This is a genomic window from Actinomadura syzygii, from assembly GCF_008085905.1.
GTDB classification, from domain to species: domain Bacteria; phylum Actinomycetota; class Actinomycetes; order Streptosporangiales; family Streptosporangiaceae; genus Spirillospora; species Spirillospora syzygii.
Genome location: NZ_VSFF01000005.1, coordinates 557,866 through 583,406 on the forward strand (window position 1 = coordinate 557,866; position 25,541 = coordinate 583,406).

Below are 25,541 nucleotides of genomic sequence, written 5' to 3' on the forward strand. Positions count from 1 at the left end.
AGCGGTGATCGAGCTGCTCGGGATCCCGATGGCGGCGGGCGCCGGCATCGACATCTACTCCGGGGTGGCCCGGATGGCCGGGAAGGTGTGGGGGTCGCTGCACCGCGCGGCGGAGCCGTCCCGGACGGCCGTCGTCGTGGTGCACCCCAGCTCGAACTTCCTCGGCCACTACCTGCTGGGCCCGCTGGCCGAGCGCGGCGTGGACGCGGTCGGCCTGAACACCCGCTACATCGGCAACGACAGCGCGCTCATCATGGAGAACTGCGTGCTCGACGTCGGGGCCGCGATCGGGTTCCTGCGCGAGCGCGGCTACGAGAAGGTCGTCCTGATCGGGAACTCCGGCGGCGGCGGGCTCACCGCCTTCTACCAGAGCCAGGCCGAGTCCCCGACCGTGCGCGCGACGCCCGCCGGGGACCCGCCCGACCTGACGAAGGCCGCGCTGCCGCCGGTGGACGGCCTCGTCTCGCTGATGGCCCACCCGGGCCGCGCCATCGTCTACACCGAATGGCTGGACCCGGCGATCGTCGACGAGCACGACCCGCTCAGGCGCGACGCCGAACTGGACATGTTCGATCCGCGCAACGGCCCTCCGTACAGCCCGGAGTTCGTGGAGCGGTACCGGGCCGCGCAGCTCGCCCGGAGCCGGCGGATCACGGCCTGGGTGCGCGAGCAGCTCGCCGCGCTGGACAAGCGCGACGACGGCCTGCGCGACCTGCCGTTCCTGGTGCACGGCACCGTCGCCGACCCTCGGTTCCTGGACACGGCGCTCGACGCGTCCGACCGCACGCCGGGCACGCTGTGGGGTCCGGCGGTGACGTCCAACCTGCTGCCCGCGACGCTCGGCCACCACACGAGCCTCCGCTCGTGGCTCAGCCAGTGGAGCGTGGACGACTCCAACTGCGACGGCCCCCGGCACATCGCGCGGACGAACGTCCCGACGCTCGTCATGTACGGCACCGCCGACCAGGTGTGCTTCCCGAGCCACGCCCGGTCGATGTACGACGCGATCCCGCACGACGACCGGAAGCTCGTGCCGGTGGAGGGCGGCAACCACTACCTGCAAGGACAGCCGGACCTGATCGCGCACGTCGCCGACACGCTCGTCGGGTGGATTGAAGCTAAGGGGCTACGCGCATGACCGAACTGCACCCGGATTTCGCCGACCTCAAGGTCGAGCCCGGCGAGTCGCACATAAGCGGCAGGCACGAGCTGTTCGACATCGTCAACGTGTTGACGTTCGGCGGGGCGGCGGACCGTCCGACGCATGTGCCCGCCGAGCTGGGCGCGATGGGGCCCGTCCGGATCTGGGAGTCGACCGGGGCCGCCGACTTCCTGCCGTTCTGGAACACCAACCTCGACGGCGCGCAGTACCTCTACATCGCGTACGGCAGCGTCCGGGTCGAGTTCAAGGACACCGAGGGCTACCAGCGGTACGGCCACTACGTGGGCAGGGCCGGTGACCTGCTGCGGCTGCCCCAGGAGGTCGCGCACCGGACGTACTCCGGCGACGGCAAGCGCCGCATCACCCTGGAGCTCATGCCGCACAACCCGTTCTGGGACGACCTGGGCAAGAACCCGGTCACGCCGGACACGAGCCGGAAGGCCGGCGGCTTCGCCTTCGAGATCCACGACACGGAGGTCGAGATCTCCTGGCCCGGCGGCGGCTCGCTGCGCACTCCGCGCGACTCGTTCATGCGCGGGGTGCGTGCCCTGTGCGCCTACGAGATGCACCTCGGGCACAACGAGTTCGACGGCGGGTTCATCGTCCACGACCTCGGCGAGCAGGTGCGGCTGAAGGCGTCCGGGCATGAGGAGACGCTGGACGGCCGGGAGGTGCTCGCGGTCTTCCACGGCCTCCGCGACGCGCTCACCGAAGGCGGCTGAGCTCGTGCCGCCAGGCCGTGGCCTCGTTGAACGCCCCGCCGAGGTCGGGCAGTTCGGCGAGGTCGCGGTCCGGCAGGTCGCGCAGCGTCCCGCCCGCGCTCGCGACCGTGAGCGACATCCGCGCGATGGTGTCGACCGAGATCGCGCGCAGCACGGCCTCGGGCACCGTCGCGCCGGTGCTGGTGATCCCGTGCCCGCGCAGCAGGACCACGGGCCTGTCGCCGAGCGCGTCGACCATCTCCCCGGCGAGCCGCCGGTCGCGGACCAGCACGCCGCGCGGATACACGGGCACCCCGGCCCGCGCGAGCCGCGCGCCGGGAATGTCGAACGCGCCGACGATGGGACGGATCGCGAGCCCGGCCAGGTCGGCGGCCACGACGGCGGGCGGGTGCGCGTGGACGACCGCCTGGACGTCCGGTCGCTGTCGCAGCACCTCGGTGTGGAGGGGCAGTTCGTTCGGCGGGGCCCAGCCTCCGTCGAGTTCGCCTTCCGCACCTGGCGCGCCGTCGAGGTCAACCAGGCGGATGTCGGCGGGGGTGGTGTGCGCGAGGCCGCGCTCGTGCGGCCCGCGGCAGCGGACGAGGAGCCGGTCGGGGCCGGTGCGCAGGCTGATGTGGCCGAGGATCCCGTCGGACAGGCCCCGGACGGCCAGCACCCGGCAGGCGTCCGCGATCTGGCGGCGGAGTTCGGCGAAGGGGTCTTCGGTCATGGTCGCCTTCCTGCGGGTCGGGCGCGGGCCGGTCGGTCCAGTTCGGCGAGCGCCTCGGTGAAGCCGGCTTCGGCGGCCAGGAGGCGCCGGCACGTGACCAGCGCTCGCGGCCAGTTGAGGGTGACGGCGGCGGCGAGGCGCCCGGCGGCGTCGGTGTAGGCGACGGCGGCGCGCGGCCTGTCGCCCGTGAGGTCCCCGATCACGGTGTGGTCGGTCGCCCGCGCCGGGCTCCCGGCGATCTGGATCTTCCAGTCGTACTGGTCGCTCCACACGTACTCCACCGGCCGGTAGGGGACCGGCTCGTCGGGTCGGACGATGTTGCGGGCCACGCACGCGGCCTGCTCGACGGCGTTCGTCCAGTGCTCCACGCGGACGTGGTCGCCGTGGCGCGGGTGCGGCCAGCGGGCCACGTCACCGGCGGCGAACACGTCCTGCGTTCCTTGCGCGCGGCAGTATTCGTCGCAGAGCACGCCGTTCGCGACGTCCAGTCCGGACGAGCGCAGCCAGCCGTCGTTGGGGACGGCGCCGATGCCGACCACGACGGTCGCGGCGGGCAGAACGGCGCCGTCGTCGAGGCACACGCGGAGATCGCCGCTCGTCCCCTCGATCGCGACGACTCCGGTGCCGAAGCGGGTCCGCACGCCGTGGCGTTCGTGGATGCCGGTCAGCAGCGGCCCGACCGCCGGGCCGAGGACCCGCGCCATCGGATCGAGGAGCGGATCGACGATCGTGACCCGGCAAGCGAGACCGCGTGCGGCGGCGGCCACCTCGGCGCCGACGAACCCGCCGCCGACCACGACGACCTCGCCGCCGCGCAGCAGGTCCCGGCGCAGCGCCGCGCCGTCCCCGAGGGTCCGCAGCACATGGACGCCGTCGCGCGCCGCCCACGGCGAGGGCCGGGCGGACGCCCCGGTCGCGATCACGCACACGTCGTAGGGGATGCGGGTGCCGTCGGCGAGCCTGACCTGCTTGTCCGCGACGTCGAGGTGTTCGGCGGCGGCTCCGAGACGCAGTTCGATCCGCTCGTCCGAGGGCCCGCCGTTCAGGAGGGACAGCCTCCCGGCCGCCCATGCGCCGGTGAGGAAGTGCTTCGAGAGCGGCGGCTTGTCGTAGGGCTCGGCGTCCTCGGCGCCGATGACGAGGACGCGGCCCTCGAACCCGCCCGCTGTCAGCGCTTGGGCGGTGCGGACGCCCGCCACCGACGAGCCGACCACGACGGCGGTGCGGCTCATTCGTCCTCGACGGCGAGTGCTGAGACCGGGCAGCTCCGGGCGGCCTCTTCGACCCGCTGACGGTCTTCCTCGGGGACGCTTTCCTTCAGCAGGACGACGACGCCGTCGTCGTCGATGTCGTAGACGTCCGGGGCGGCCACGACGCAGTTCGCGTAACCCTGGCAGGCGCCCTTGTCAGCCCGCAGGATGGGCATGGCGACTCCTCTTCGTGATTGCGTTTGGGCGGCATCAGGACTTGGCGTCATCAGGACTTGGCGGCATCAGGATTTGGCGGCGATGCCGCCGTCCGGATGCACGACGTCGCCGGTGATCCCCCGGGACCGGGACGACGCGAGGAACACGTAGCTCCAGGCATGGTCCTCGCCCCTCAGCGCGACGCCCAGCGGGGTGCGCGCGGCCAGCTCCGCCGCCCGGCCCGGGGTGTCGTCGAGCCGCCGGGCCTGCTGCCCGAGGCTGGGGATTCCCCGCAGGTCGGTGTTGAGGGTGCCGCCGGGCGCGACGCCGTTGACGCGGACGTCCGGCGCCAGCTCGTGCGCCAGCGCCGTCACCAGCCCGCGCACCGCGAACTTGGACGACACGTAGAGCACGCCGCCCCGTCCCGGGTAGTACGCGGACGTCGACTCGGTGAGCACGATCGAGCCGCGCGACCGGCGGAGCGCGGGCAGCGCCGCCTTCACCGAGTGCAGGTGGCTCTTGACGTTGGTCGAGAACATCTCCGCGAACGCCTCGTCGAGCACGTCGGCGTCCAGTTCCTCAAGGCCGCGGTAGAAGTCGAACACGCCGACGCAGTTGACCAGCACGTCCAGGCCGCCGAACGCGGCGACCGCCGTCGCGACGGCCTCGTCGTTCGCCGCCCGCGTCGTCGCGTCGCCGACCGTGACCGGCACGCCGGGGAGCGCCTCGGCGATCGCCTCGGCCTTGGCCGCGTCCCGTTCCAGGACGGCGACGGACGCGCCCTCCGCGCGGAACGCGTCGAGCACCGCGCGCCCGATGCCCGAGCCCGCCCCGACGATGAGCGCCCGCCGCCCGTCCAGCCACCCGGTCATGCGTCCTCCGCGGGGGATTCGTCTTGGACGAGCGAACCGAACGGGTGGCCGATCATCTCGGAGAACGTCGCGGTCTGCTGCCAGGTCAGCGCCTCCAGCTCCAGCGGGCACAGCGCGATCCACTGGCCCGAGCGCGGGGACTCCACCAGCAGCCGGGCGCCGTTCCGCGTCTCGACCTTGGTGATCCTGATCTCGGAGAACTCGTTGCCGAGGACGAGCGTCTCGCCCCGGGCGTGCTCCAGGAACCGCAGCCGCTCCCGCTCGGCCCGTGCGGCGCCGTCGGCGTCCTCCCGCTCGCCCTCCCAGCCGATCGTCATAGGAAGATCGCAAGGTTCTGCATGCGGATCACCGACTCGTCCACCAGGATGGTGCGCCGCGCGAGCCGCCAGCCGCCCGCCTCGCGGCGCAGCAGGTCCTCGCGCCCGGCCGAGACCAGGGCCGGTTCGCGGACGTCGCCGCGGCTGCGGAACAGCAGCACGCCGGAGTCGACGACGAGGTGGTCGTCGTCGCCGGTCGCGAACGTGCGCACGTTGGTGACGTGGTGGCGCAGCCTGGACGGCGGGTCCTCGGTCCAGGCGTGCTCGGTCAGGAAACGGGCGACGCGCCGCGAAAGGGAGTACTTGTTCTCATCGAAATGGGCGGCGCCGGGCGCGGTGTCGAATCCCGTTCCCACGGCGGTCGTGACCCTTACGGGCATCAGATAGTGGATGTCCTCGGTGAGCAATTCGAGCCATTGCGTGTACGCCTGCTCGTCCAGCAGGTACGCCTCGTCGACAAGCCATTGGTGCGCGAGGAGATGCCGTTCGTCGCCGAATGGCAGGGTGGAGCCGACGCGCTGTTCCCGTGGAGCGTGGCCGCCGAGGATCGACCGTGATGAATGGGTGCTCTGGTCGCCGGTCACTTCCCGGCCTCCGCCCGCTGCCCGTTGACGCCGACCTCGACACCGGCCGCCTTCGGCATGGGGCGTTCCATGTGGTCCGCCCAGCGGAGGAGCAGTTCCCGCTGATTGTGCTCGCTGTATCCCGTACGCGCGATGCCGGGCCCGCTGAACCGCTCGGGAGGCAGGGACGGGGAGACCTCGGTGCCGTCCTCCAGCAGGCCCATCCGGCTGTTCAGCATCAGTCGCCGGGCCATTGATCCGGCGGCCGTGTTGGTCAGGGAGACCCAGTTCTCGACGTCGTCCTGCTCGAACATGCCCGTGCTGCCGAAGCACATCAGGTATGCCTTGTAGGAGAGGCGCTTGAACTCCTCGGGCGCTTCGGCGTCCACGGCGAACCAGGACAGGATCTCGGTCTCGTCGTGGCTGATCGGCTGCCACTGCCGGACGGAGATGAACGGGACGACGTCCTCGGAGTCCTCGACCCGCGGCCAGTTGTGCACGAAGCTCAGGTTCGGGAACACCGTGGCCGCCGAGATCATGAACCCGTCTCGGCCGATGACGTCGCACTGCTCCCGCGACCATTCCCGCTTCATCCGCGTGATCATCTCGTCGGGATAGCCGACGTACCGGAGCCGCTCGTCCAGGTCGCCGGGCGGCAGTTTGTACGTCGTGCCGCCGCCGTTCCCGGCCCAGTAGGTGGCGCCGTCCCTGCGCTTCTCCGCCTTCGGCTCCCGGAAAAGGCCGATCTCCACCACGCTCGTGTGGGTCTGCGGCGTGTGGTACATGTCGCCCGCGAAGTTCTCCGCGCCGATCTTCCAGTTCGCCTTGACCCGCCAGCGCTGCGGACCGCGCATCTCGATGCCGCTCGGACTCTGCTTGGTGTAGTAGTCGAGGTAGAACGCGAAATCGCCGAGATAATCGCGCAGCGGCGGCGCGTCGTCGGCCAGGCTGATGAAGATCATGCCGTTGTGGGAGCCGATGTTCGGGGCGCGCAGCAGCCGCTGGCTCTTGCGCTTGAACCCCGCCTCGCCGCCGTAGGCGTCCTGGTGGAACGGCAGGCCGACGATCCGCCCGTCGTTCCGGTAGGACCATCCGTGGTACGGGCAGCGGAAATGCGAGGCGTTGCCCATCTCGGCCCGGCAGACCTGCATGCCCCGGTGCAGGCACATGTTGAAGTGCGCGTGGATCTCGCCCTTCTCGTCCCGGACGACGATGAACGAGTCGTCCAGGACGCGGCGGACGACGTAGTCCCCGGCGCTCGGGATCTCCGACTCGTGGGCGACGAACGTCCACGCCCTGCCGAACACGCGTTCCTTCTCCAGCGCGAAGACGTGCTCATCGTTGTAGATGTGCGCCGGGATCATGCCCCGCCGCACGCTACCCAGGACACCCGCTTGATCGATCATCCGCGACGTCTCCCCACGAGCCTCGTCTCCCACCCGGCCAGCCAACCCAGTTTCTCTGTACTACAGAGCCATCCTCTGGATAGTAGAACAGCGCCCCAATGTGGCTGTCAACCAGGGTCAGCCCGTACCCGGCACGGTCCGTGCCGGGTACGGGCCCGGGTTCATGGAATCGGCGCCGCGCGGCTAACGGACGGTGGTCCGTGCGGCCAGCTCGATTCCTCGCGTGACGGTCCCGGGGTCCGAGATGAGCCCGAGGTGGCCGCCGTTGTATTCGATGACCGTGGAGTGGGCCCTCTTCGCCATGGCGCGTTCGGCGCTGGGCGGGATGATCGCGTCCTTCTTCCCGATGAGGTACCAGGACGGGATCGTCCGCCAGGCCGGGGCCCCGGACGGCTCGCTCAGCGCGCCGAGCGTCGCCGCCCGCTGGGAGGCCGCCACGATCGCCTTGTCCCGCGCGCTCAACCCGGTCGCGAACGACGCGAAGACGGTCGACTTCTTGAGGTAGAGGTCGGTCGTCGGGGTGGGCGGAAGGGTGGCCGGGACGAAGTCGAAGACGGTGGTCGGGTCGACCGAGAGCGCCGAGTCGGGGCCCGCGAGCTGCGTGCCGCTCTCGCCCTCGTCCGGCGCGAAGGCGTTGACGTAGACGAGCGCCTTGATGTTCGGGTTCCCGGTCGCCGCGTTGGTGATCACGGCTCCGCCGTAGGAGTGGCCGACGAGGACGACGGGCCCTCGGACCGTCTCCAGGTACGCCCGCACGGACGCGGCGTCGCCGGACAGCGACCGCAGCGGATTGGCGATCGCGGCGACCTGGTAACCGTCGTCCTGGAGCCTGGCGACGACACCGCTCCAGTTCGAGGCGTCGGCCCAGGCGCCGTGCACCAACACGATCGTCGGCTTCGTCGTCTTCGATGGCTTCTCCTGGGAGAAGGCGCTCGACGTCTGGCTGAGGCTCGCCAGGATGAGGGCGACCGCGGAGAGGACGATCGCCGCCGCCGTCGGCCGCCTCCGGGCTCGTCCGGCCGCGCGAATCGAGGGTCTTTTCATGATTCTTTCCTTTTCCGTGAGATGGGCCTGTGCGAAGTCTGATTCGGAGCCGAACGCGCGTTCCGCCCGACTCATATATAAAGACCGGGTGCTGGTCCGCCCTGTGACACTTTCCGCACAGAAAAAGGGTGCTGCGGAATTGTCACAGAGCCACTCCTTAGTGGAGGGCTTGCAGGGCGGTTTCGACGGCCCGGTGGAAGGTCGGGTAGGTGTAGATCATGTGCTTGAGGCGGCCGGTCGGCGTCTCGGTGTGGACGGCGATGTTCAGCCCGTACAGCACCTCGCCGCCCGCGGGACCGGCCGAGGTCGCGCCGACCAGGACGCCGCGGTCGGCGTCCTCGACGAGCTTGACGAACCCCTCGTTGCCGGGGCCGTGGATCCGGCCGCGCGTGGACTCCGGGATCGGCACCACGCTCGTGCGGACCCGTATGCCCTGGTCGCGGGCCTGCTGCTCGGTCATCCCCACGGCCCCGATCTCCGGGTCGGTGAAGGTGACGCGGGGCAGCGCCCGGTAGTCGGCGTCGGGTCCGGGCTCTCCGAGGATGTCGCGGACGGCGATCCGCGCCTGGTAGAGCGAGACGTGGGTGAAGGCGCCGTGGCCGGTGATGTCGCCGACCGCCCAGAGCCCGTCCCCGGCCCGCATCTGCCCGTCCGTGCGCAGCGCCGGCGCGGCCGGGTCGAGGCCCGCGGTGTCGACCGCGAGCGAGGCCAGGTCCGTGGCCCGGCCGGTGGCGACGAGGACGCGCTCGGCGCGCAGCGGTTCCAGGCCGCCTTCGAGGAGGGCCTCGAAGGTCTCGCCGTCGTACTCGATGTCGACGGCCCGCGCGCCGGTGCGGACGGTGACGCCGTCCGCCCGCAGCGCCTTCGCGGCGAGGTCCCCGGATTCGGGTTCCTCCTGGGCGATCAGCCGGTCCCGTCCCTCCAGGACGGTGACCGCGGTGCCGAAGCGGGCGAAGACCTGGGCCAGCTCGACGCCGATCGCGCCGCCGCCGAGCACCAGCAGGGACGCGGGCGCCTCCCCGGCCGCGATGGCGTCCCGGTTGGTCCAGTACGGCGTCCCCTCCAGGCCCGGGATCGGAGGGATCCGGGGACGCGAGCCGGTGGCGAGGACGACGCCGCGTGCCGCCTCGATCGTGTGGTCGCCCGCGACGACCCGGCGCGGGCCCGCGAGGCGTCCCCGTTCCCGGAACAGCCGCACGCCCTTGGCCGTCAGCCGGTCGGCGGCGGCCTCGTCGTTCCACCCGCCGGTGGCCTCCGACCGGACGCGCTCGGCGACCCGGTCCCAGTCGGCGGCCACCTTCGCCTCACCGGCCAGGGACGGGACGCGGCCCGCCTCCGCGAGCACGTTCCCGGCGCGGATCATCATCTTGCTCGGGACGCACCCCCAGTACGGGCACTCGCCGCCGACGAGCTCGGCCTCGATCCCGATCACGTCCAGTCCGGCGTCGGCGAGGGCGCCGGCGGCGTACTCGCCGCCCGGCCCCAACCCGACCACCACGACGTCGACTCGGATACTCATGCGATCTCTCCTTCTTTCCGCAGGGCAGGTGTGCTTTCAGGCGAGGGGCCGTAGAGCTCGGCCTCGTCCACGGCCTCGTCGGTCTCTGCCTCCACCGTCCGGGGGTAGCGGGCCGAGGCGGATCGTGCGGGCCCCGGCGTCGGAGAGTCCGGACACGGCGGCCCGCACGTCCGTGTCGAGCGCCCCGGTCCGGACGGTCACCAGCCAGAGGAGCGCGTGCGAGGACAGCCGCGCCGGGAGGGTGCGCAGCGCCGTGAGCGTCCCGGCGTCGCACCAGTGGAGGTCGTCGAGGACGAGGAGCAGCGGCCGGTCGAGCGCCGCCTGCTCCAACTGGCAGCGCATCGTCCGGAACAGCCAGAACCTCTGCTCGGCGGAGTCGGACAGCGTCCGGAGCAGGCCCTCGTCGACGACCGGCCGCCCGTCGGAGAGCAGCACTTCCAGCAGTGCGCCGAACGGGACGACCTGCTGGTCCGGCCTGCCCGTCCCGCTGAGGACGCGGACCGGGAGGCTTTCCGCGACGGCCCGCGCCTCCCGCACGAGGCGGGTCCTGCCGCTCCCGGGGTCGCCTTCGACGAGGCGGATCCCGCCGCGTCCATCGCGCAGCCGCGCGATCGCTCCGGTCAGGTCGGCCACCTCGGCGTCGCGCCCGCGCAGCGGGGGATCGCCGACCGTGCCGGGCGGCGGCTCCGGAGCGTGTCCCGCGCCGCGGCGCCGCCTCCGTATCGTTCTGTCGACCGTCATGGCCCCTCCGTCCGACTCGCAGGCGGACGCCCGCCGCCGATACGGCAACGGTCGCCGGGCAGGTGCCGCGATCGCATCAGGGAGCCCCCTGGCCCCGGTCCCTAGGCGGGGCCCCAGGGACACGGGCCGACCGCACCGCCTCCCGGGGGCGGGCCCCTTTCACCGTTCTTCTGCACTGCGGAATGTCTTGGACGCTCGCCGGACGGCCATATGAGGGTGGTCACGTTCGTACCGAACGATCGGTACATTCCCGCGACCGTCGCCGGGCCGGTGCCGCTCCAGAAGGAGAACCCATGTGCGAGCTTCTCAACCAGGCCGTCGCGTCGAGCGCACCGGCGGCCGGGCCGTCGCGGCGAGGTGTGCTCGGCGGAATCGGGACCGCCCTGCTCGGCGGCGGGCTCGCGATGGCGGCGGGCATGCCCAGCGCGGAGGCGGCGCCACGTCCCAAGCCACGAAACCGAACGCGCCTGGTCCTCCTCGGCACCGGCGGCGGACCGATCGTGCTCAGCGGTGACCGGATGGGCATCTCCACCGCCGTCGTCTACGGGGACGACATCTACGTCGTCGACCTCGGCCACGGAGCGGCCGTCCAGCTCTACCGCTCCGGCCTGCTCGACGGCCCCGCGGGACGCGCCAACGTGCGCGGGATCTTCTTCACCCACATGCACTCCGACCATACGGTCGAGTGGCCGGCGCTGTACGCCACCGCCCACGTCAACCTCCGGCAGGGACGCCCAGGCGATCCGTTCCGCGTCTTCGGACCGGGCGACCGGCCCGTCCCGCCCCGGACGTTCCCGCCCGAGCGCCCCGCTCCGGGACCGGTGAACCCGGGCGGCCCGATCTCCGGAATCTCGGCCATGACGGGCTACCTCCGGCAGGCGTACGCCGCGGACTTCGAGGACCGCATCCGCGACGCGAACATGACCGACCCCAACAAGCTCTTCGAGACCCACGACATCGACATCTCGAAGTACTGGACCGTGGACGCGGCCGGAATCCCGCCGCGGCTTCCCGCCGGGACCCGCATCCCCGTCTGGCGGGACGGCGACGTCACGGTGACCGCGACGCTCGTCGACCACCGTCCGACCGCCCCGGCGTTCGCGTACCGGTTCGACACCCCGGACGGATCGGTCGTCATCTCCGGTGACACCGCCCCCTCGGAGAACCTGATCGACCTGGCCCAGGGCGCCGACTACCTGGTGCACGAAGTGATCGACCCGAAGTACGTCGACGAACTGGCGGCCACCCTCCCGCCCGAGATCCGGGAACCCGCACGCCAGCACCTGCTCGCCTCGCACACCACCATCGAGCAGGTAGGACGGGACGTGGCCCAGAAGGCCAGAGCGCGTAACCTCGTCCTGACCCACCTCGTCCCGATGAACAACCCCGTGAACCGCTGGCGCGCCGCACAACGCGGCTACTCGGGCAAACTCATCGTCGGCCAGGACCTCATGCAACTGGGAGTAGGCACCCACCCGGGCCGATAGAACGGCTGCTACTCCCCGAAGGAACCGGGGACACTCTCGTGAGCATCCGTGCGACGCATCGCGCTCTGCTGAGCCGTCTGCTGCCCGACGACGAACCGGACGACCTCGCGGTGCGCGAGGGGCAGTTCCACATCGTGGTCATCGGCTCAGACCGCGTCGTGTGCTTGCCTCGCACCAAGGCGGCGGCCGCCCGCCTTCCCCAGCGGGCGGCTGCACTGCACGCACTCGCCGGTCTCGGCCTCGACTTCCGCACACCCGAGCTACTGCTCCAGGGCACCGATGAGGAACCGTTCCTGGTACTCACCCGCATTCCCGGGGAACCACTGGAGAGCGACGCTCTCAACAATGCCCGAGTATTCGACACCGTCGCGGAGCAGTACGCCACGCTGCTGTCCGGCCTGGCCCGGGCTGGCACCGACGAAAGGGCACGGGCCGTTCTCCCTTGGGAAGCAGAGGACCGGTGGCACCTGTTCGCGAAGGACGTGCGCGCGGACTTGTTCCAACTCATGTCCGACAGCGGGCGACTACGGGCCGAACGGGAACTCACGGCACTCGACGGCCTTTCCCACGTCAATCGAGCAGTGGTGCATGGCGACCTCGGCGCCGAAAACGTCCTTTGGGAATGGACGAACGGGCTGCCGCGCCTTTCTGGAGTGCTCGACTGGGACGATGTCACAATCGGCGACCCGGCCGAAGACCTAGCAGCGATCGGTGCCGGTCACGGCCCCGAACTCCTGGAGAGGGTGCTCGCCCTGGGCGACTGGCCAAACGACGGACTCCTTAACCGCATCGCCGCGATCCGCGGCACATTCGCCTTGCAGCAAGCCGTCTACGCGCTCCGCGACGACGACGAAGAAGAACTCGCGGACGGCCTGGCCGACTACGAGTGAGGTGCACCGGGCCAGATCCGGCGAAAAATCGGATCGCTTCGTCGTTATCGGTGTGCGACGGTTGCCGCGTGCCACAACCGATCTTGCGCACCGACCGCCTGCTCCTGGTCCCGCTCGCCGACCGGCATCTCGACCTGGAGGTTCGCCTCGACTCCGATCCCGAGGTGCTTCGCTACCTCTCCAGCCAGGCGTCGACCAGGGACGAGGTGATCGCCGCCCACGCGCGGCGGATGGCTCTAGCGGGCAAGGTGGACGGCCTAGGCCTCTGGATGGCCTTCGCCTCCGGTGGCGGCGAGCCAGGCGCACCGCCACCGGAACGCGAGGAGGACGGTGAGTTCATCGGGCTCATGATGCTGCCTCCGGCGCATGGCCCCGATCAGCCCGACGACCCCACCGTCTCAGATCTGGGATACCGCATCCTTCGCCAATACTGGCGGCAGGGCTTCGCGAGCGAGGCGTCCCGCGTCCTCCTGCGGCACGCCTTCGACACGGTCGGCCAGAGCCGCGTGATCGCCCAGACCATGACCGCCAACACCGGATCCATTGGCGTGATGCGCGCCATCGGCATGCGCTACGTGCGCACGTATCACCCGGAGTTCGACGAGCCGCTGCCAGATGCGCACCTGGGCGAAGTCGAATACGAAATGACCCGCACCATGTGGGAGCAAATGCGCTGACTTCAGTGCCATGCTCCGCCGGACAAATCGGCAGCGGCGAAACTGCTCTCGGCGACACGGCGGACGACCTCGCCCCATTCGCGGATCACGCGGCGCCGACCGGCCGGGATGTCGGGCCAGTCCTGTCGGGTGACCCGCCTGCCGGAGTAGACGGGATCCCACCCGATCGCGTGGAGCGGCCCGGTCGCCGGGACGACGGTCTTCATGACGTGGATCGCCCGGCGGTGGTACCACTTGCACACGGCCGTGACCGCCAGGCCGGACGCGAGGACCTCGCGCAGGAACGGCAGCGCCAGCTCCACGTTCTGCCAGGTGTTGGCCGACCGGTCCTCGACACGGATGACGTCGGCGGGCACGCCCCGCTCGATCAGAAGCTCACGGAACATCCGGCCCTCGACGATCCCGTTGTGCCGGTTGACGCCGCCGGTCGCGATGATCAGCGGCGCGAGCCCCCGGTGATACCGATCGGCGGCGATGTCCACCGGCGGGAGTTGGTTGGTCCCGAACAGGAAACACGCGCTCGGCTCCCCGTCCGGCGGCGGCGCATGGACGTCCACGAACCGGGTGATCTCGGGAAGCTGCTCGGCTGTGACGGTGTCGATCATCCAGGAGTCCCGTCGGTGGCGAACGGTCGCGGGCCGCCCTCGGCAGAGAGCCTCGACGTCTCCACGTGGCGGGCGTGGTAGTCCTCAGCTTGGCGGGCGCCTGCGAAATTCTGGGCCAGGACCCTGTCGAGCCTCCCGGCCAGCACCATTGTCGGCCAGGCCGGACGGCTGCCGCTCAGCGCGTCGTGCCCGGCGGCGACGGCCTCGTCCAACTGCTGAACCTCGGCGTCCAGAACGCGGTGCACATCTTCGGTAAAGACGGCCCGCCGCGTCTATCGGCCGACGGGCGGTTCGCTGTAGCCCTGACCCTAAAAGGGCCCCGCACCGTAGCCTGAAGGTGTCGATGCTCCAGGAAAGGTGCAGCGCCGTGTCCAACAGCAACGATACCGAAGAGACCGTAGGTGTCCGGCTCGCCCGGGAGCGGAAGCGGCGCGGGCTGACGCAGACCGGTCTCGCGCAGCGCATCAGCTACTCGCGCAGCTTCCTCGCAGGAGTGGAGGCCGGACACCGCATGCCGTCACCGTCCTTTGTGTCGGCAGTCGCCCGCGCACTCGGAGTCGACCCGGCGGCGCTCTACGGCCAGCCGTACGACGTCCACGACGACTACAGCCTGCACGCCGCTATCCCGGCACTGCGCCGCGCGCTCGTCGCCGCAGAGATCGGCCCCGACCTGGACGCGCCGCCCCGCCCCCTGGACACCCTGGCCGCGGAGGTCGCGACCGTGCGGCGGCTGCTGAACGAAGCGCAGATGACCAAGGCGGGAAACTCCCTCCCGCCCGCGCTCGACGAGCTGGCCGCGCACGCGCATCAGACCGACGACCCGCGCGCATGGGCCCTGCTGTCACGCGGCCTGTACCTCGGTGCGTCGTTCGCGCGTCGACTCGGCTGCACGGGCGACGCGCTCGCGCTTCTCCAGGCTGAGACGGCGACGGCGGCCCGCGCCGACGACCCGAACCTCCCCCTGCTGATCCCGCTGCTCAAGGCGCTCGTCCTGATGGGCATGGATGACACCCGGCAGGGTCTCAAGCTCCTGAATCGGGCGATCGGCCGTGTTGACCTGTCCCGGCCGGACGGCCCCGAGGTGGCGGGCGCACTGGAACTGCGCGCCGCGATCCTGGCCGCGCGGCTCGGTGAGGAGGGCGCTGCCGCCGCGTGGGATCACCACGGCCGCGCCGTCGAGCGGATCCGGTCCGCAGGCACGGTCGCGGAGATCCACGGCCAGCAGACCAACACGGCGAACGCCGCCATCCATGGCGCCGCGGTTGCCGTCGAGTTGGGCGACGTCGACGAGGCCATCCGCCGTGACGCCGAGATCGGAGACCGCACCCTTGATGCCTTGTCCGAGGAGCGCGTCGCGCATCATGCGATCGACATGTCCCGTGCGCTGACGGAGGCGGGCGCCTACGATCGGGCGCTCGATCGGCTCACCAGCGCGGACCATATCGCGCCCCAGTTCACCCGGGCGCACCCCTCGGCGCATGTCGTCGTCGCCCATCTGGTCGACGTGCGGCGGGCGCTGCCGGAGCCGCTGCGCAGGCTGGATCGGCGTATCCGCACATAACGGTCGGTCTCGCAAAACACAACGCCCCGATGTTTCTGATTGAAACACTACGGGGGGTTGTCGTCACCAGCCTTTGTGTCACACACGAAGGCGGCCCCGGCTGGCGCTCGAACGCCAGGTGTTCCGGGGCCTGACCGGAATCGAGGTCCGGCTGACGATGACGATATCCGAGAGGGCGACCCGGCTCCGCGAGGAGAATCCGGGCTGGCAGATCGAGTACGACGGGACCCGGCCGGTCCCGTGGCTGGGCGTCCGCGAGCCGTCGAAGAAGTGGACGGGCGGGCACTCGATGGTCGAGGCCAAGCTCCCCGGGTACCTGGGCCGCCTCATGGCCCAGGCCATCGACCTGGCGGCGCTCGCGCCGACCAAGCACGCGCTGCCCTACGCCGAGCGCCTGGAGCAGTTGACCAACCTGCGCAGGTGGTTCCCCGAGTGGGCGTTCGAGGTGCGCGAGAGCCGGCCGGTCTGGCACGGGCAGCGCAGCTACGTCGACTACGCCGAGCGGGCCGCCGTGTTCACCGAGGCGTACGGCAACGACCCGAACGAGCTGGCGCTGCTGCTCTTACGCCTCCCGCGCGCCGAGGCCGGGGTCGGGGAGGACCGGGAGGACGAGCGGTGACCGGCCCGCGCCACGCTCGCGAGGCCGAGCGCGCGATCGCCGGGTTCGCGGTGTACGAGCTGCCGGACGGCTCGTGGCGCGCCGTCTCCCAGCAGGACGACGGCCGGGTGGTCGAGCACGAGCGGTGGGGCGAGCTGGCCTGGGCGTGCATAAGCACCCGGATCGCCGAAGACCTGCGCGTCGCGGGCGCGGAGCTGGTCGCGCGCATGGCCGAGCCCGGCCGCGCCTGGCGCAACGACCCCGGCATGAAGGCCGACACCCAACCGCACGACACCGCGCGGCAACCGCGCCGCTGAGCCAGGGCGGCGCCGTCGGCCGACAACGCCCCCCTGTCCCGGCCGCGCCGCCCTTCCCACCCCTCCCGACAGCCGGACGAGACAAGGACGACCGATGACCCAGCCCTACGGGCGGTTGGACCCGCTGTACGACGCCGTCCGCGCCCGCGCGCCGAAGGTGGACGCCGCCTGCGTCCACCCCACCCCGCAGACGCAGCCGGAGATGAAGGGCGAACCGGAGGACGCCGTGCCGACGCCGTACATGCGCGTCGGCTTCGGGCCTATCGCTCCCCGCCGCGTCATCTGGGACGACGACCTCGGCGCGTACCTGTGGGCTACCGGCCCGGACGCCGGAGCCCGGCTCGGCAGCGACCCCGAACAGGCCGCCGACCGCATCGCCCGGACGCTCGGCGCGCCGGTCGATCCGGCTCCGGCCGCGGAGTGAACCGGGGCGGTACCGCCCCACCCCAACCCCCGAGAGAAAGGACGCCTCACCCATGGCCGGGTGCTGCGACTCGACCCCGAGCTACCCCGAGTGCTTATGCGCGGCGGGCTGCAAGTGCACCTGCGACGCCTGCTGCTGCGACGGTGAACACGTCGCCCGGCTCGCCCTCGCTGGAGGTGTGAGCATGGTGTTCGGCCCTGCCGAGCGGCTCGACGCGGCCGTCCGGCGCATCGCCCCGCAGGTCTCGGTCTCCCTCGTCCGCGACGAGGACGCCGGGCTGACCCGTGTGCAGATCACCTACCGCAACCGGGGGCCGCTGATCCTCGGCTGGGACGGGCAGACCTACCGGCGCTGGACGCCCGACGACGGCTACGGCGCGCTCCTCCCGTCCGACCCCGAGGACGCCGCCCGCCGCGCCGCCGAGATGCTCGGCGCCCGGATCCGGATCGCCACCCAGTAATCCCCCAGGAACTCCGCGGCCTGGGTCAACTGGCGCGCACCTGGGCTGCGGGCACGGACCGCCCCGCTCGCTTTCGAGGCGAGCGAGGCGGCTCCATGCCGGAGGTCCGCAGACGGGCCGGGGGCGGGCTCCTCCTCGTCGACGCCGCTCGGCGATCGCGCCGATCGTGATGGCCACGGCAGCGGCGATCTGCGCGAGGTGATCGAGGGGACGAGCCAGGGCGTTAGGTCCATGCCTCGACCGTAGGGAGAGGCGAGGCGGCGCGGAAGCAGTGCCGGACAATGTGGATAACCTCCGCGCCGACCATGTTTCCGCAGGTCATAGCATCTGCCCGTGTTTCAACCCCCTCAAGATCTGCGGCAGGAGGAGCGGCAGGTCAAGGGGCTTGGTTGACCGCGATGGCCTTGAAGAAGGCGTAGTGGAAGGTGCCGTCTTCGGCGGCGGCGCGGCGGAGGTCGGCGACGCCGCGGTCGAAGTCGGCGGGTGTGGACAGGCCCGCGGCGACGGCGTCGCCGCGGACGGCCTCGACCATCGCGGTGAAGGTGTCCAGGGTGAAGGCCCGCGCGAGCGCCGGACGGGAGCCGTCGGCGTACACCGTGCGCGGCGCGGCGCGCACCCCGTCGTATCCGGCGGCGACCAGCAGCGGCCGCAGCCGCCGTCCGATCAGCGAGTCCCCGCCCGCCGCCGCCTGCAACGTGACCAGGTGGCCGATCGCGGCGCGGGCGTGGGCGCTGTCGGGATGCAGGAACGCCGACCCGTGATCGCCCTCGATCACGGTGAGGGTCCCGCCGGGGCGCAGCACGCGCCGCAGCCCGGCGAGCGCCGCCCGCGGGTCGGGCAGGTGTTCCAGGACGAAACACACGAACAGGTGGTCGAACGTCTCGTCGGCGAAAGGCAGGTCGTGGAGGTCGGCGCGGACGAAGTCCACGGACGCGCCCGGGTGGGTCTCGGCGACGCGGGCGCGGGCCTGGTCGAGCGACGCGGCGGACACGTCCACGGAGGTCAGCCGCGCGCCGGGGGAGCGGGACACCAGGTGCACCGTCTGCGCGCCCACCCCGCATCCGACCTCCAGCACCCGGCTTCCCGCCGGGAAGGACGTGCCGTCGTGCAGCAGCGCGGCCAGCGCGTCGGCCTGGTCGCCGAGCCGTCGCGCCTCTCGTCCGGAGTATCCGTGCACGTATCCGCTCTCGGGAGCGGCGGGTGAGGTCGTCGTGTCCATGGACGCCACCTTGCCCGCCGCAATGGCCCGTCCAACAGGTCCAAACCAGTCGGTCCAGGATGGTCCATTAACCGGCTGGCTTCATGTCCGCCGGGACGGGCTGCGCGGCCGGGTCGGTCGCCGGGCGGGGGACGCGGCGCAGGGTGACGGCGCCCAGGGCGGCGTGCAGCAGGGCGGCGACGATGGCGGTGACGTGCAGGCCGGTGGTGAAGGCGCGCTTCGCGTCGGCCTCGGCCGTCGGGCTGAGGCCGGGCAGGTGCAGGGTCTCCGGGAGGGTGGCGGCCAGGTCCGGGCCCTGGAGGCGGAAGACGAGCGTGGCCAGCGAGCCGAGCAGCGCGATGCCCAGGGCGTTGCCGATCTCGTTGCTGGTCTCGGCGATCGCCCCGGCGGCCCCGGCCCGTTCCGGCGGCGCGGCGGCGACGGCCGTGTCGGCGACGACGGCGAAGGAGATCCCGTAGCCCACGCCCGCGACGGCGGTGGACGCCGCATACCAGCCGATCCCGCCGGAGACGCCCGTGGGCAGCAGCAGGAGCAGCCCACCGGCGATCGTGAAGTGGCTGGTCAGCAGCGCCGTCCGGGTGCCGGTCCTGGCGACCGCCGCCGGGGTCGCGATGGACGTGACGGTCAGCATGACCGCGCCCGGGACGGCGGTCAACGCCGCCTCGAACGCGCTGAGCCCGAGCACGGACTGCAGGTAGAGCCCGCCGAGGTACGCCGTCGCCGACCACGCCGCCAGCGGCAGCAGCCCGGTGACGACCGCGATCGAGAACACCCGGTCGTGGAAGAGCTGGACGTCGACCAGCGGCCGCGGCAGCCGAAACTGCCGCCGCACGAACGCCGTCACCAGGACGACCCCGGCGGGACCGGTCAGCACCACGGCCAGATCCGGGCCCTCCGCCGCCAGACGCTTGACCGCGTAGACGCCGAGCATGATCCCGGCGGCCGACAGCAGCACGCTCGGCACGTCGACGCGGCCCGTCCCGCCGGAGCGCACCTCGCCGAGCAGCACCGGAGCCACCACCAGGAAGAAGACCACGACGGGAAGGTTGATCAGGAAGACCGAGCCCCACCAGAAGTGGCTGAGCAACTGCCCGCCGACGATCGGCCCGATGGCGAACCCGGCGGCGAAGGCGGCCGCGAAGATACCGATCGCACGCGCCCGCCGCCGAGGGTCGGTGAACAGCTCGCTGAGCACGGCCAGCGCGGACGGCAGCAGCGTCGCACCCGCGATGCCCATCAGCGCGCGAAAGGCGATCAGCAGCTCGGGGCCGGGCGCGAACGCGGCGCCCAGCGAGCCGATCCCGAACGCGGCCGTGCCGATCAGCAGCAGCCGCAACCTGCCGTACCGGTCGCCGAGGTTGCCGAAGGCGATGAGCAGCGACCCGACCGCGAAGCCGTACACGTCCAAGATCCACAGGGACTGGTCGGCGGACGGCGAGAGCGCCTCGGAGATCCGCGGCATGGCCAGGAACAGCACCGAGCCGTCCATGGCCACCAGCAGCACGGGGCCGAGGATCACCAGCAGGCCGAGCCAGGCCCGCCTTCCGGGAGTGTGTGTTCCGTCCATGGCCACGACCCTCCGCCGAAGCCCGCCGACCAGCCAGATCTCCGCCGGGGGTACACCTGGCAGGGATACCTTCGGCCTGCTCGCGCGAGGTCCACGCCGCTTACGCTCGATGTCATGCAGCTCGAAAGCCTCGGCGCCTATCTCAGGTCCCGCCGCGACCGCGTCACCCCGTCCGACGTCGGCCTGCGCACCTACGGCGCCACCCGCCGCGTGCCGGGCCTGCGCCGCGAGGAGCTGGCGCACCTCGCCGGGGTGAGCGCCGGGTACTACACGCGGCTGGAGCAGGACCAGGCCGGGCTCGCCTCGGACCAGGTCCTCGACGCGCTGGCGGGCGTCCTGCGCCTGAGCCCGGCCGAGAACGCCCACCTGCGCAACCTCGCCCGCCGGACGTCCGCGCCGCGCCTCGTCCGCCCCGAGCCCGAGCACCCGCACCCGCGCGTCCTGGCGCTGCTGTCGTCACTGGGCGAGTCGATGCCCGCCGTCGTCCTCGGCCGCCGCGGCGACGTGCTGGCCTGGAACCGCACCGGCCACGCCCTGCACGCCGCCCACGTCGACTTCGACGCGCCCGACAATCCGGACCGGCGGCCGTCGATCCCCCGGATGTTCTTCCTGGACCCGCTCTCCCGCGACTCGCTGCGCAACTGGGACGAGCTGGCCCGCATCCACGTCGGCTACCTCCGCCTCACCGCGGGCCGCTACCCCGACGACGCCGCCCTGGCCGAGCTGATCGGCGAACTGGCCATGGGCAGCCGCGACTTCTCCCGCCTGTGGGCGCAGGGCGACGTCGCCGACTGCACCACTGGCCCGATGCTGCTGAGCCACCCCACCGTCGGCCGGGTAGACGTCGACTACCAGGTGTGGCTCCAGCCCGACAGCCCCGACCACCGCCTGGAGGTCTACACCCCGGCCGACGCCGCCTCCTCCGACGCCCTGCACCTACTGGCGAGCGCCGCCGTCTCGTAGCGCCCCGCCGTCAGGCGGCGAGCGTGGCGACCGGGCCCAGGCCGTAGGTGCGGGCGTATCGGGTGTGGTCTTGACCAGTATGAACGCGGTGACGGGCGTGCGGTCAGCGGGCATCGGCCACCTCCGGCGCGGTAAGGACGGCGGGCTTGAGGGTCCGCGCGCACCACTGCGCGAACCCGGTGGCCGGACCCGCCTGCGGCGAGCGGACGGCACCCGAGTCCAGGCCCTCGTCCTTGGCGCGCTTCATCGCGACGACGCCCTCGACGAACGCCTCGTCGAGGCCGTGGCCGAGCAGCGCGGACCGCAGCTCGCCGAGCGGCAGCCGCCGGTACCGGACGGGACGGCCCAGCACCTCGGTCATGATGCGGGCCAGGTCGTTGGGCGACAGGTCCCGCGGGCCGAGCACCGGGACGCCGCCGACGCCGGTCCACGACCGGTCCAGCAGCAGCCCGGCCGCCGCCGCGGCGACGTCGGCGGCGGCCACCATCGGGGCCGGGCGGTCCGCGGCGGCGGTGTCGGTGAAGACGCCGTCCGCGCGGATCGAGTCGGCCTCCTCCAGCAGGTTCTCGAAGAAGGACGGGCAGGCCAGGGCGCGGTAGGCGACGCCGGAACCGGCGATCAGGTCGTCCATCGCCAGGGACGCGGTGACCAGCCCGGCCCGCGCGGCCAGAGGGGTGCCGCGCCCGAGCGCCGAGACGCCGACGACATGGCCGACGCCGTGGGCCGCGAACGCCCGCGCGGCCGGCCGGGTGAACCCGCCGAACGCCTCGTCGGGCGGGGCCGAGGCGTCCGGCGGCACCAGCCAGAAGACGGCGTCGGCCCCGGCGAAGGCGCGGTCGGCGGTCGCGGCGTCGCCGTGCGAGCCGGTGACCACCTCGACCCGTCCGCGAACGGCGGCGGGGAGCCGGGCGGGATCGCGGACGACGACCCGCACCTCCTCCCCGTGCGCGGGCGCGGCCTCGACCAGCAGGGACAGCAGCCGCCCGCCGATGTTCCCGGTGGGCGCGGTAATGACGATCATGAAAACCTCGCGGTCTCGTGTCGGATCGGTACGACCAGCGTGCGGACCCGGACCGCGTTGCCACAATGGGAACATCAGCAAGCAATCATTGCTCGGATCGGAATGATGCCGGTGAGCAGCCCGTTCCCGAACCTCGACGCCAACCTCGCGGTGGCCCTCGACGCCCTGCTGGCCGAGCGGAGCGTCACCCGCGCCGCCGCGCGGCTGCACACCTCCCCGGCGGCGATGAGCCGCACCCTGGCCCGGCTGCGCCGCGTCCTGCAGGACCCGCTGCTGGTCCGGGCGGGGCAGGCGATGGTGCCGACGCCCCGCGCCGAGGCGCTGCGCGGCGAGGCCGCCGCGGTGGTGCGCCGGCTGGAGGCGCTGCTCACCCCGAGCGGCGAGAGCGACCCCGCCGCGCTGCGGCGCACCTTCACCGTCCAGGCGTCGGACGTGGTCGGCGCGGCGCTGGCGCCGGGCCTGCTCGAACAGGCCCGGCGCCGGGCGCCCGGCGTCTCGCTGCGGGTGCTGGCCGAGGACGCGGAGGCGGGCCCCGCGCTGCGCGAGGGCCGGGTCGACCTGGAGATCGGGGCCATCGACCACGTCGACCCGGAGACCCGCGTCGAGGAGCTGGCCGCGCTGCGGATGGCGGCCGGCGTCCGGGCCGGGCACCCGCTCGCCGAGGGAGCCCTGACGCCCGCCCGGCTCGCCGCGGCCGAGCACGTCTCGGTCAGCCGCCGGGGCCGCTTCACCGGCCCGCTGGACGCGGCCCTCGCCGAGCGGGGGCTCAGCCGCCGGGTCGGCGCCGTCCTGCCGGGACACCTGGCGGCGATGGCGCTGGCCGCGACCAGCGACGTGGTCTGCCTGGTGCCGGCCGCGCCCGCGGGCGAGGCCCCGTCCCCCCTCAGCGCCACGGCGGACGCGCTGGGACTGCGCCTGCTGGAGATCCCGCTGCCGCTGCCCCCGCTGACGATCGCGATGGCCTGGCATCCGCGCCACACCGCCGACGTTCCTCACCGGTGGCTGCGCGACACCGTGCGCCGCGTCTTCCGTCCGGACACCGAGAATCCGAACAGCGAGAGATAGCCCCTCCGGAAGCCGGAACCGTGGTTTAGAGGTGCTCGGTGAACCAGTCGGCTGCCACCTTGGCCGTCTCGCGGCGGACCTCGACGTTCTCGTAGAGGGTCAGGTGGGTGGAGCGGGGGACGACGTGGAACTTCTTGCGCGGGCCGGGGATCGCGTCGAACGCCTCGGCCGCGAGGTCCCAGTGCGTGTGGTCGTCGCCCTCGGCGACGCACATGAGGGTGGGCGTGGCGACGAGGCGCGAGAGGAACGGGCGGACGCTGTAGGCGAGCAGCATCTCGGTCGACTGGGCCGTGGCGTTGCCCACGTAGCCGGGCGCCTCCGTCCCCTTGATGCGGGCGAAGGTGTCGCGGCTCGCCGGGAAGGGGAACGTTCCGACGGCTCCGAGCTCGACGGGCTGGTGGTCGATGTAGGTGTGCTCGCCCGTCTCGAACAGCCGGGCGCGCGCCTCCTCCAGGGCGGCCCGCAGGGCGCGGAAGCTCACCGTGCCGTGCGAGAGGCGGAGGTTGTCCCAGCCGTCGATGACGGGGACGACCGAGCAGACGGCGCGGACGCGCGGGTCCACGGCGCCGAGGATGAGGACGTGCCCGCCGCTGTAGGAGATGCCCCAGGCCCCGATCCGGGCGCCGTCGATCTCGTCGAGCGCCTGTAGGTAGGAGACCGCGTTCCGGTAGTCCTCGATCTGCCGCCAGGGGTCGATGTGCCGCCGCGGTTCTCCCGTGCTCTCGCCGAAGTGGCGGTAGTCGACGAGGAGCGCGGCGATGCCGGCCTCCGCGAAGACCTCCGCGAACAGCGGCTGGGCCACCTCCTTGACGTAGCACCACCCTCCGGCGAGCACGACGGCGGGATGGGGCCCGGGTCCGTCCGGCACGTAGAGCAGTCCGCTCAGCTCGTCGCCATCGCTGGGCACGGTCACAGCGCGTGGTTCTGCCATTCCGGCTCCCTGGTCATCTCATGGGTCCCAACATCTAGCCATATGCGGTCAGATGCACGGATGATGAACATAGCTTAGAGGTAGGCCCGGGTCACCGGGCAGCCCATCGTCGGCAGGCAACGGTGGAGGTAGTAGCTCTTCTCAACAGGAGAGACGCCGCCTTCACCCTCTTGACACCTTCGTCAGGGCGCTCATAATACGTACTCATGTTCGCTAATCGTGCATTCGAGGAGACGTGATGACCCCTCGTCCGATCCGGATCGGCCTGTGCGGCCTCGGCAGCATCGGCAGCGCGGCCGCCCGTCTCCTGCTGGACCACCGGACGGGGTTCGACATCGTCGGCGCGGCGACCAAGGAACCCGACGCGGTGGGCCGTCCCCTGCACGAGGTGGTGGGCGCGGCCACGCCGGGCGGACCCGTCGTCGTGGACGGGCTGGAAGAGGTCCTGGCGGCCGACCCGCAGATCATGGTCTACGCGACGGGCTCGTTCCTGCGCGACACCGAGGACGACGTCGTCGCCTGCGCCCAGGCCGGCGTGGACGTCGTCTCGCCCTGCGAGGAGCTGGCCTTCCCGTTCACCCGGCACGCCCCGGCGGCGGCGCGGATCGACGCGGCGGCGCGGGCGGGCGGCGCGACCGTCCTCGGCACCGGCGTCAACCCCGGCTTCCTCTTCGACGCGCTCCTCGTCGCCGCGACGGGCGTGTCCTGGGACGTCCGCACGATCCGCGGCCAGCGCGCCGTGGACGTGTCCGGCTTCGGGGAGAACATCCACCGCCGCCTGGGAATCGGGTACACGCCCGAGGAGTTCGAGAAGGGCCACGAGGCCGGCGCCATCGCCGGGCACGTCGGGTTCCCCGAGTCGATCGAGCTCGTCTGCGAGCGGCTCGGACTGCTCCTCGACGGCCCGGTCACCGAGCGGTTCGTCCCGTTCATCGCCGAGACCCCCGCCCCGACCCGGTACGGGCACGTGCCCGCCGGGCACACCGAGGGCTTCGTGCAGAAGGCCACCGGATCCGTCGGCGGAGTCCCGTTCGTCGAGATGGAGCTGGTCCTGCACCTGCGCCCGGAGAGCGCCGGGTTCAAGACCGAAGACTCGATCACCGTCGAGGGCCTGCATCCGGTCAACCTCACGCTGTCGCCCGGAATGGACGCGATCCCGGCGACGTCGGCGCAGCTCGTGAACAGCATCCCGGGAGTCCTCCAGGCGGCGCCCGGCCTCAGGACCGTGAAGGACCTGCCCGCCGCCGGCGCCTGGCACGACCTGCAGTCCCATTCCTTCCGGTGAAGTGAGCCCC

At 72.1% G+C, this 25,541-nt stretch carries 29 protein-coding genes; 13 read left to right on the forward strand and 16 right to left on the reverse strand.

The genetic code is table 11. The features are described from left to right. The first annotated feature begins 4 nt into the window (after nt 1-4). A complete protein-coding gene (locus FXF65_RS15230) occupies nt 5-1,138 on the forward strand; it encodes an alpha/beta hydrolase (RefSeq protein ID WP_222868562.1) in 1,134 nt (377 codons plus the stop codon). After that, on the forward strand, nt 1,135-1,884 hold the full coding sequence (locus FXF65_RS15235; protein ID WP_148350553.1) for a cupin domain-containing protein: 750 nt from the start codon (nt 1,135-1,137) through the stop codon (nt 1,882-1,884). The genes FXF65_RS15230 and FXF65_RS15235 overlap by 4 nt, the downstream gene beginning before the upstream one ends. On the opposite strand, the gene phtC is transcribed toward FXF65_RS15235, so the two are convergent. The 10 genes from phtC to FXF65_RS15285 all read right to left on the reverse strand — a co-directional run bounded on the left by phtC (nt 1,868) and on the right by FXF65_RS15285 (nt 10,461). Beyond that, nucleotides 1,868-2,593 (reverse strand): 3,4-dihydroxyphthalate decarboxylase, encoded by a 726-nt coding sequence (gene phtC, locus FXF65_RS15240; RefSeq protein ID WP_148350554.1) that lies wholly within the window; start codon nt 2,591-2,593, stop codon nt 1,868-1,870. The genes FXF65_RS15235 and phtC overlap by 17 nt on opposite strands. Beyond that, on the reverse strand, nt 2,590-3,825 hold the full coding sequence (locus FXF65_RS15245; RefSeq protein WP_148350555.1) for an NAD(P)/FAD-dependent oxidoreductase: 1,236 nt from the start codon (nt 3,823-3,825) through the stop codon (nt 2,590-2,592). Before FXF65_RS15245 ends, phtC begins: the two co-directional genes overlap by 4 nt. After that, nucleotides 3,822-4,019, reverse strand: a complete 198-nt coding sequence (locus FXF65_RS15250) for a ferredoxin (RefSeq protein ID WP_148350556.1) — start codon at nt 4,017-4,019, stop codon at nt 3,822-3,824. The genes FXF65_RS15245 and FXF65_RS15250 overlap by 4 nt, the downstream gene beginning before the upstream one ends. 66 nt (nt 4,020-4,085) lie before the next feature. After that, nucleotides 4,086-4,871, reverse strand: coding sequence for a 3-(cis-5,6-dihydroxycyclohexa-1,3-dien-1-yl)propanoate dehydrogenase (hcaB, locus tag FXF65_RS15255; RefSeq protein ID WP_148350557.1), 786 nt, complete (start codon nt 4,869-4,871; stop codon nt 4,086-4,088). Continuing rightward, nucleotides 4,868-5,188: a hypothetical protein gene (locus FXF65_RS15260; protein ID WP_148350558.1), complete on the reverse strand. Its 321-nt coding sequence runs from the start codon at nt 5,186-5,188 to the stop codon at nt 4,868-4,870. The genes hcaB and FXF65_RS15260 overlap by 4 nt, the downstream gene beginning before the upstream one ends. Then, nucleotides 5,185-5,772, reverse strand: coding sequence for a 3-phenylpropionate/cinnamic acid dioxygenase subunit beta (locus FXF65_RS15265; RefSeq protein ID WP_148350559.1), 588 nt, complete (start codon nt 5,770-5,772; stop codon nt 5,185-5,187). The genes FXF65_RS15260 and FXF65_RS15265 overlap by 4 nt, the downstream gene beginning before the upstream one ends. Next, entirely contained in the window at nt 5,769-7,157 is a 1,389-nt protein-coding gene (locus FXF65_RS15270; RefSeq protein WP_148350560.1) for an aromatic ring-hydroxylating oxygenase subunit alpha, read from the reverse strand. The genes FXF65_RS15265 and FXF65_RS15270 overlap by 4 nt, the downstream gene beginning before the upstream one ends. Before the next feature lie 183 nt (nt 7,158-7,340). Further along, on the reverse strand, nt 7,341-8,201 hold the full coding sequence (locus tag FXF65_RS15275; protein ID WP_148350561.1) for an alpha/beta fold hydrolase: 861 nt from the start codon (nt 8,199-8,201) through the stop codon (nt 7,341-7,343). A 157-nt stretch (nt 8,202-8,358) separates the two neighbouring features. Beyond that, entirely contained in the window at nt 8,359-9,720 is a 1,362-nt protein-coding gene (locus FXF65_RS15280) for a dihydrolipoyl dehydrogenase family protein (protein ID WP_148350562.1), read from the reverse strand. A 36-nt stretch (nt 9,721-9,756) separates the two neighbouring features. Then, entirely contained in the window at nt 9,757-10,461 is a 705-nt protein-coding gene (locus FXF65_RS15285) for an ATP-binding protein (protein WP_148350563.1), read from the reverse strand. Nucleotides 10,462-10,754: 293 nt separating this feature from the next. Between FXF65_RS15285 and FXF65_RS15290 the strand changes: the two genes are divergently transcribed. The 3 genes from FXF65_RS15290 to FXF65_RS15300 all read left to right on the forward strand — a co-directional run bounded on the left by FXF65_RS15290 (nt 10,755) and on the right by FXF65_RS15300 (nt 13,515). After that, nucleotides 10,755-11,948: an MBL fold metallo-hydrolase gene (locus FXF65_RS15290; protein WP_148350564.1), complete on the forward strand. Its 1,194-nt coding sequence runs from the start codon at nt 10,755-10,757 to the stop codon at nt 11,946-11,948. Between the two features lie 38 nt (nt 11,949-11,986). Beyond that, on the forward strand, nt 11,987-12,838 hold the full coding sequence (locus tag FXF65_RS15295; RefSeq protein WP_148350565.1) for a phosphotransferase family protein: 852 nt from the start codon (nt 11,987-11,989) through the stop codon (nt 12,836-12,838). 68 nt (nt 12,839-12,906) lie between these two features. Beyond that, nucleotides 12,907-13,515, forward strand: coding sequence for a GNAT family N-acetyltransferase (locus FXF65_RS15300; protein WP_148350566.1), 609 nt, complete (start codon nt 12,907-12,909; stop codon nt 13,513-13,515). A 2-nt stretch (nt 13,516-13,517) separates the two neighbouring features. On the opposite strand, the gene FXF65_RS15305 is transcribed toward FXF65_RS15300, so the two are convergent. Further along, a complete protein-coding gene (locus tag FXF65_RS15305; protein WP_148350567.1) occupies nt 13,518-14,120 on the reverse strand; it encodes a YdcF family protein in 603 nt (200 codons plus the stop codon). Then, a complete protein-coding gene (locus tag FXF65_RS15310) occupies nt 14,117-14,365 on the reverse strand; it encodes a hypothetical protein (protein ID WP_148350568.1) in 249 nt (82 codons plus the stop codon). The genes FXF65_RS15305 and FXF65_RS15310 overlap by 4 nt, the downstream gene beginning before the upstream one ends. 122 nt (nt 14,366-14,487) lie before the next feature. On the opposite strand from FXF65_RS15310, the gene FXF65_RS15315 reads away from it, so the two are divergent. The 5 genes from FXF65_RS15315 (at nt 14,488) to FXF65_RS15335 (ending at nt 17,480) form a co-directional block, all read left to right on the forward strand. Continuing rightward, nucleotides 14,488-15,681: a helix-turn-helix domain-containing protein gene (locus FXF65_RS15315; protein WP_246198647.1), complete on the forward strand. Its 1,194-nt coding sequence runs from the start codon at nt 14,488-14,490 to the stop codon at nt 15,679-15,681. A gap of 157 nt (nt 15,682-15,838) precedes the next feature. Beyond that, entirely contained in the window at nt 15,839-16,300 is a 462-nt protein-coding gene (locus tag FXF65_RS15320) for a hypothetical protein (RefSeq protein ID WP_148350569.1), read from the forward strand. Then, nucleotides 16,297-16,596 carry a hypothetical protein gene (locus FXF65_RS15325; protein ID WP_148350570.1) on the forward strand — a complete coding sequence of 100 codons (300 nt, stop codon included), beginning with the start codon at nt 16,297-16,299 and terminating at the stop codon, nt 16,594-16,596. The genes FXF65_RS15320 and FXF65_RS15325 overlap by 4 nt, the downstream gene beginning before the upstream one ends. A 94-nt stretch (nt 16,597-16,690) precedes the next feature. Then, nucleotides 16,691-17,020 carry a hypothetical protein gene (locus FXF65_RS15330; RefSeq protein ID WP_148350571.1) on the forward strand — a complete coding sequence of 110 codons (330 nt, stop codon included), beginning with the start codon at nt 16,691-16,693 and terminating at the stop codon, nt 17,018-17,020. Nucleotides 17,021-17,204: 184 nt separating this feature from the next. Then, nucleotides 17,205-17,480, forward strand: a complete 276-nt coding sequence (locus tag FXF65_RS15335) for a hypothetical protein (RefSeq protein WP_148350572.1) — start codon at nt 17,205-17,207, stop codon at nt 17,478-17,480. 376 nt (nt 17,481-17,856) lie between these two features. Here FXF65_RS15335 and FXF65_RS15340 read toward each other — a convergent pair whose 3' ends face one another. Continuing rightward, entirely contained in the window at nt 17,857-18,699 is an 843-nt protein-coding gene (locus FXF65_RS15340; protein WP_148350573.1) for a methyltransferase domain-containing protein, read from the reverse strand. Nucleotides 18,700-18,766: 67 nt separating this feature from the next. Further along, complete coding sequence (locus FXF65_RS15345) at nt 18,767-20,266, reverse strand: MFS transporter (protein WP_148350574.1); 1,500 nt, start codon at nt 20,264-20,266, stop codon at nt 18,767-18,769. A gap of 114 nt (nt 20,267-20,380) precedes the next feature. Between FXF65_RS15345 and FXF65_RS15350 the strand changes: the two genes are divergently transcribed. Next, a complete protein-coding gene (locus FXF65_RS15350; protein WP_148350575.1) occupies nt 20,381-21,229 on the forward strand; it encodes a helix-turn-helix transcriptional regulator in 849 nt (282 codons plus the stop codon). 103 nt (nt 21,230-21,332) lie between these two features. On the opposite strand, the gene FXF65_RS15355 is transcribed toward FXF65_RS15350, so the two are convergent. Next, nucleotides 21,333-22,250 (reverse strand): NAD(P)H-binding protein, encoded by a 918-nt coding sequence (locus FXF65_RS15355; RefSeq protein ID WP_148350576.1) that lies wholly within the window; start codon nt 22,248-22,250, stop codon nt 21,333-21,335. Between the two features lie 111 nt (nt 22,251-22,361). Between FXF65_RS15355 and FXF65_RS15360 the strand changes: the two genes are divergently transcribed. Next, nucleotides 22,362-23,315, forward strand: a complete 954-nt coding sequence (locus tag FXF65_RS15360) for a LysR family transcriptional regulator (RefSeq protein WP_246198648.1) — start codon at nt 22,362-22,364, stop codon at nt 23,313-23,315. Nucleotides 23,316-23,340: 25 nt separating this feature from the next. On the opposite strand, the gene FXF65_RS15365 is transcribed toward FXF65_RS15360, so the two are convergent. After that, entirely contained in the window at nt 23,341-24,246 is a 906-nt protein-coding gene (locus FXF65_RS15365) for an alpha/beta hydrolase (protein WP_148350578.1), read from the reverse strand. A 238-nt stretch (nt 24,247-24,484) separates the two neighbouring features. On the opposite strand from FXF65_RS15365, the gene FXF65_RS15370 reads away from it, so the two are divergent. Continuing rightward, the gene (locus FXF65_RS15370; protein WP_148350579.1) at nt 24,485-25,531 is read left to right on the forward strand and encodes an NAD(P)H-dependent amine dehydrogenase family protein; all 1,047 of its coding nucleotides are present in this window, start codon (nt 24,485-24,487) and stop codon (nt 25,529-25,531) included. Nucleotides 25,532-25,541 lie beyond the last annotated feature (10 nt).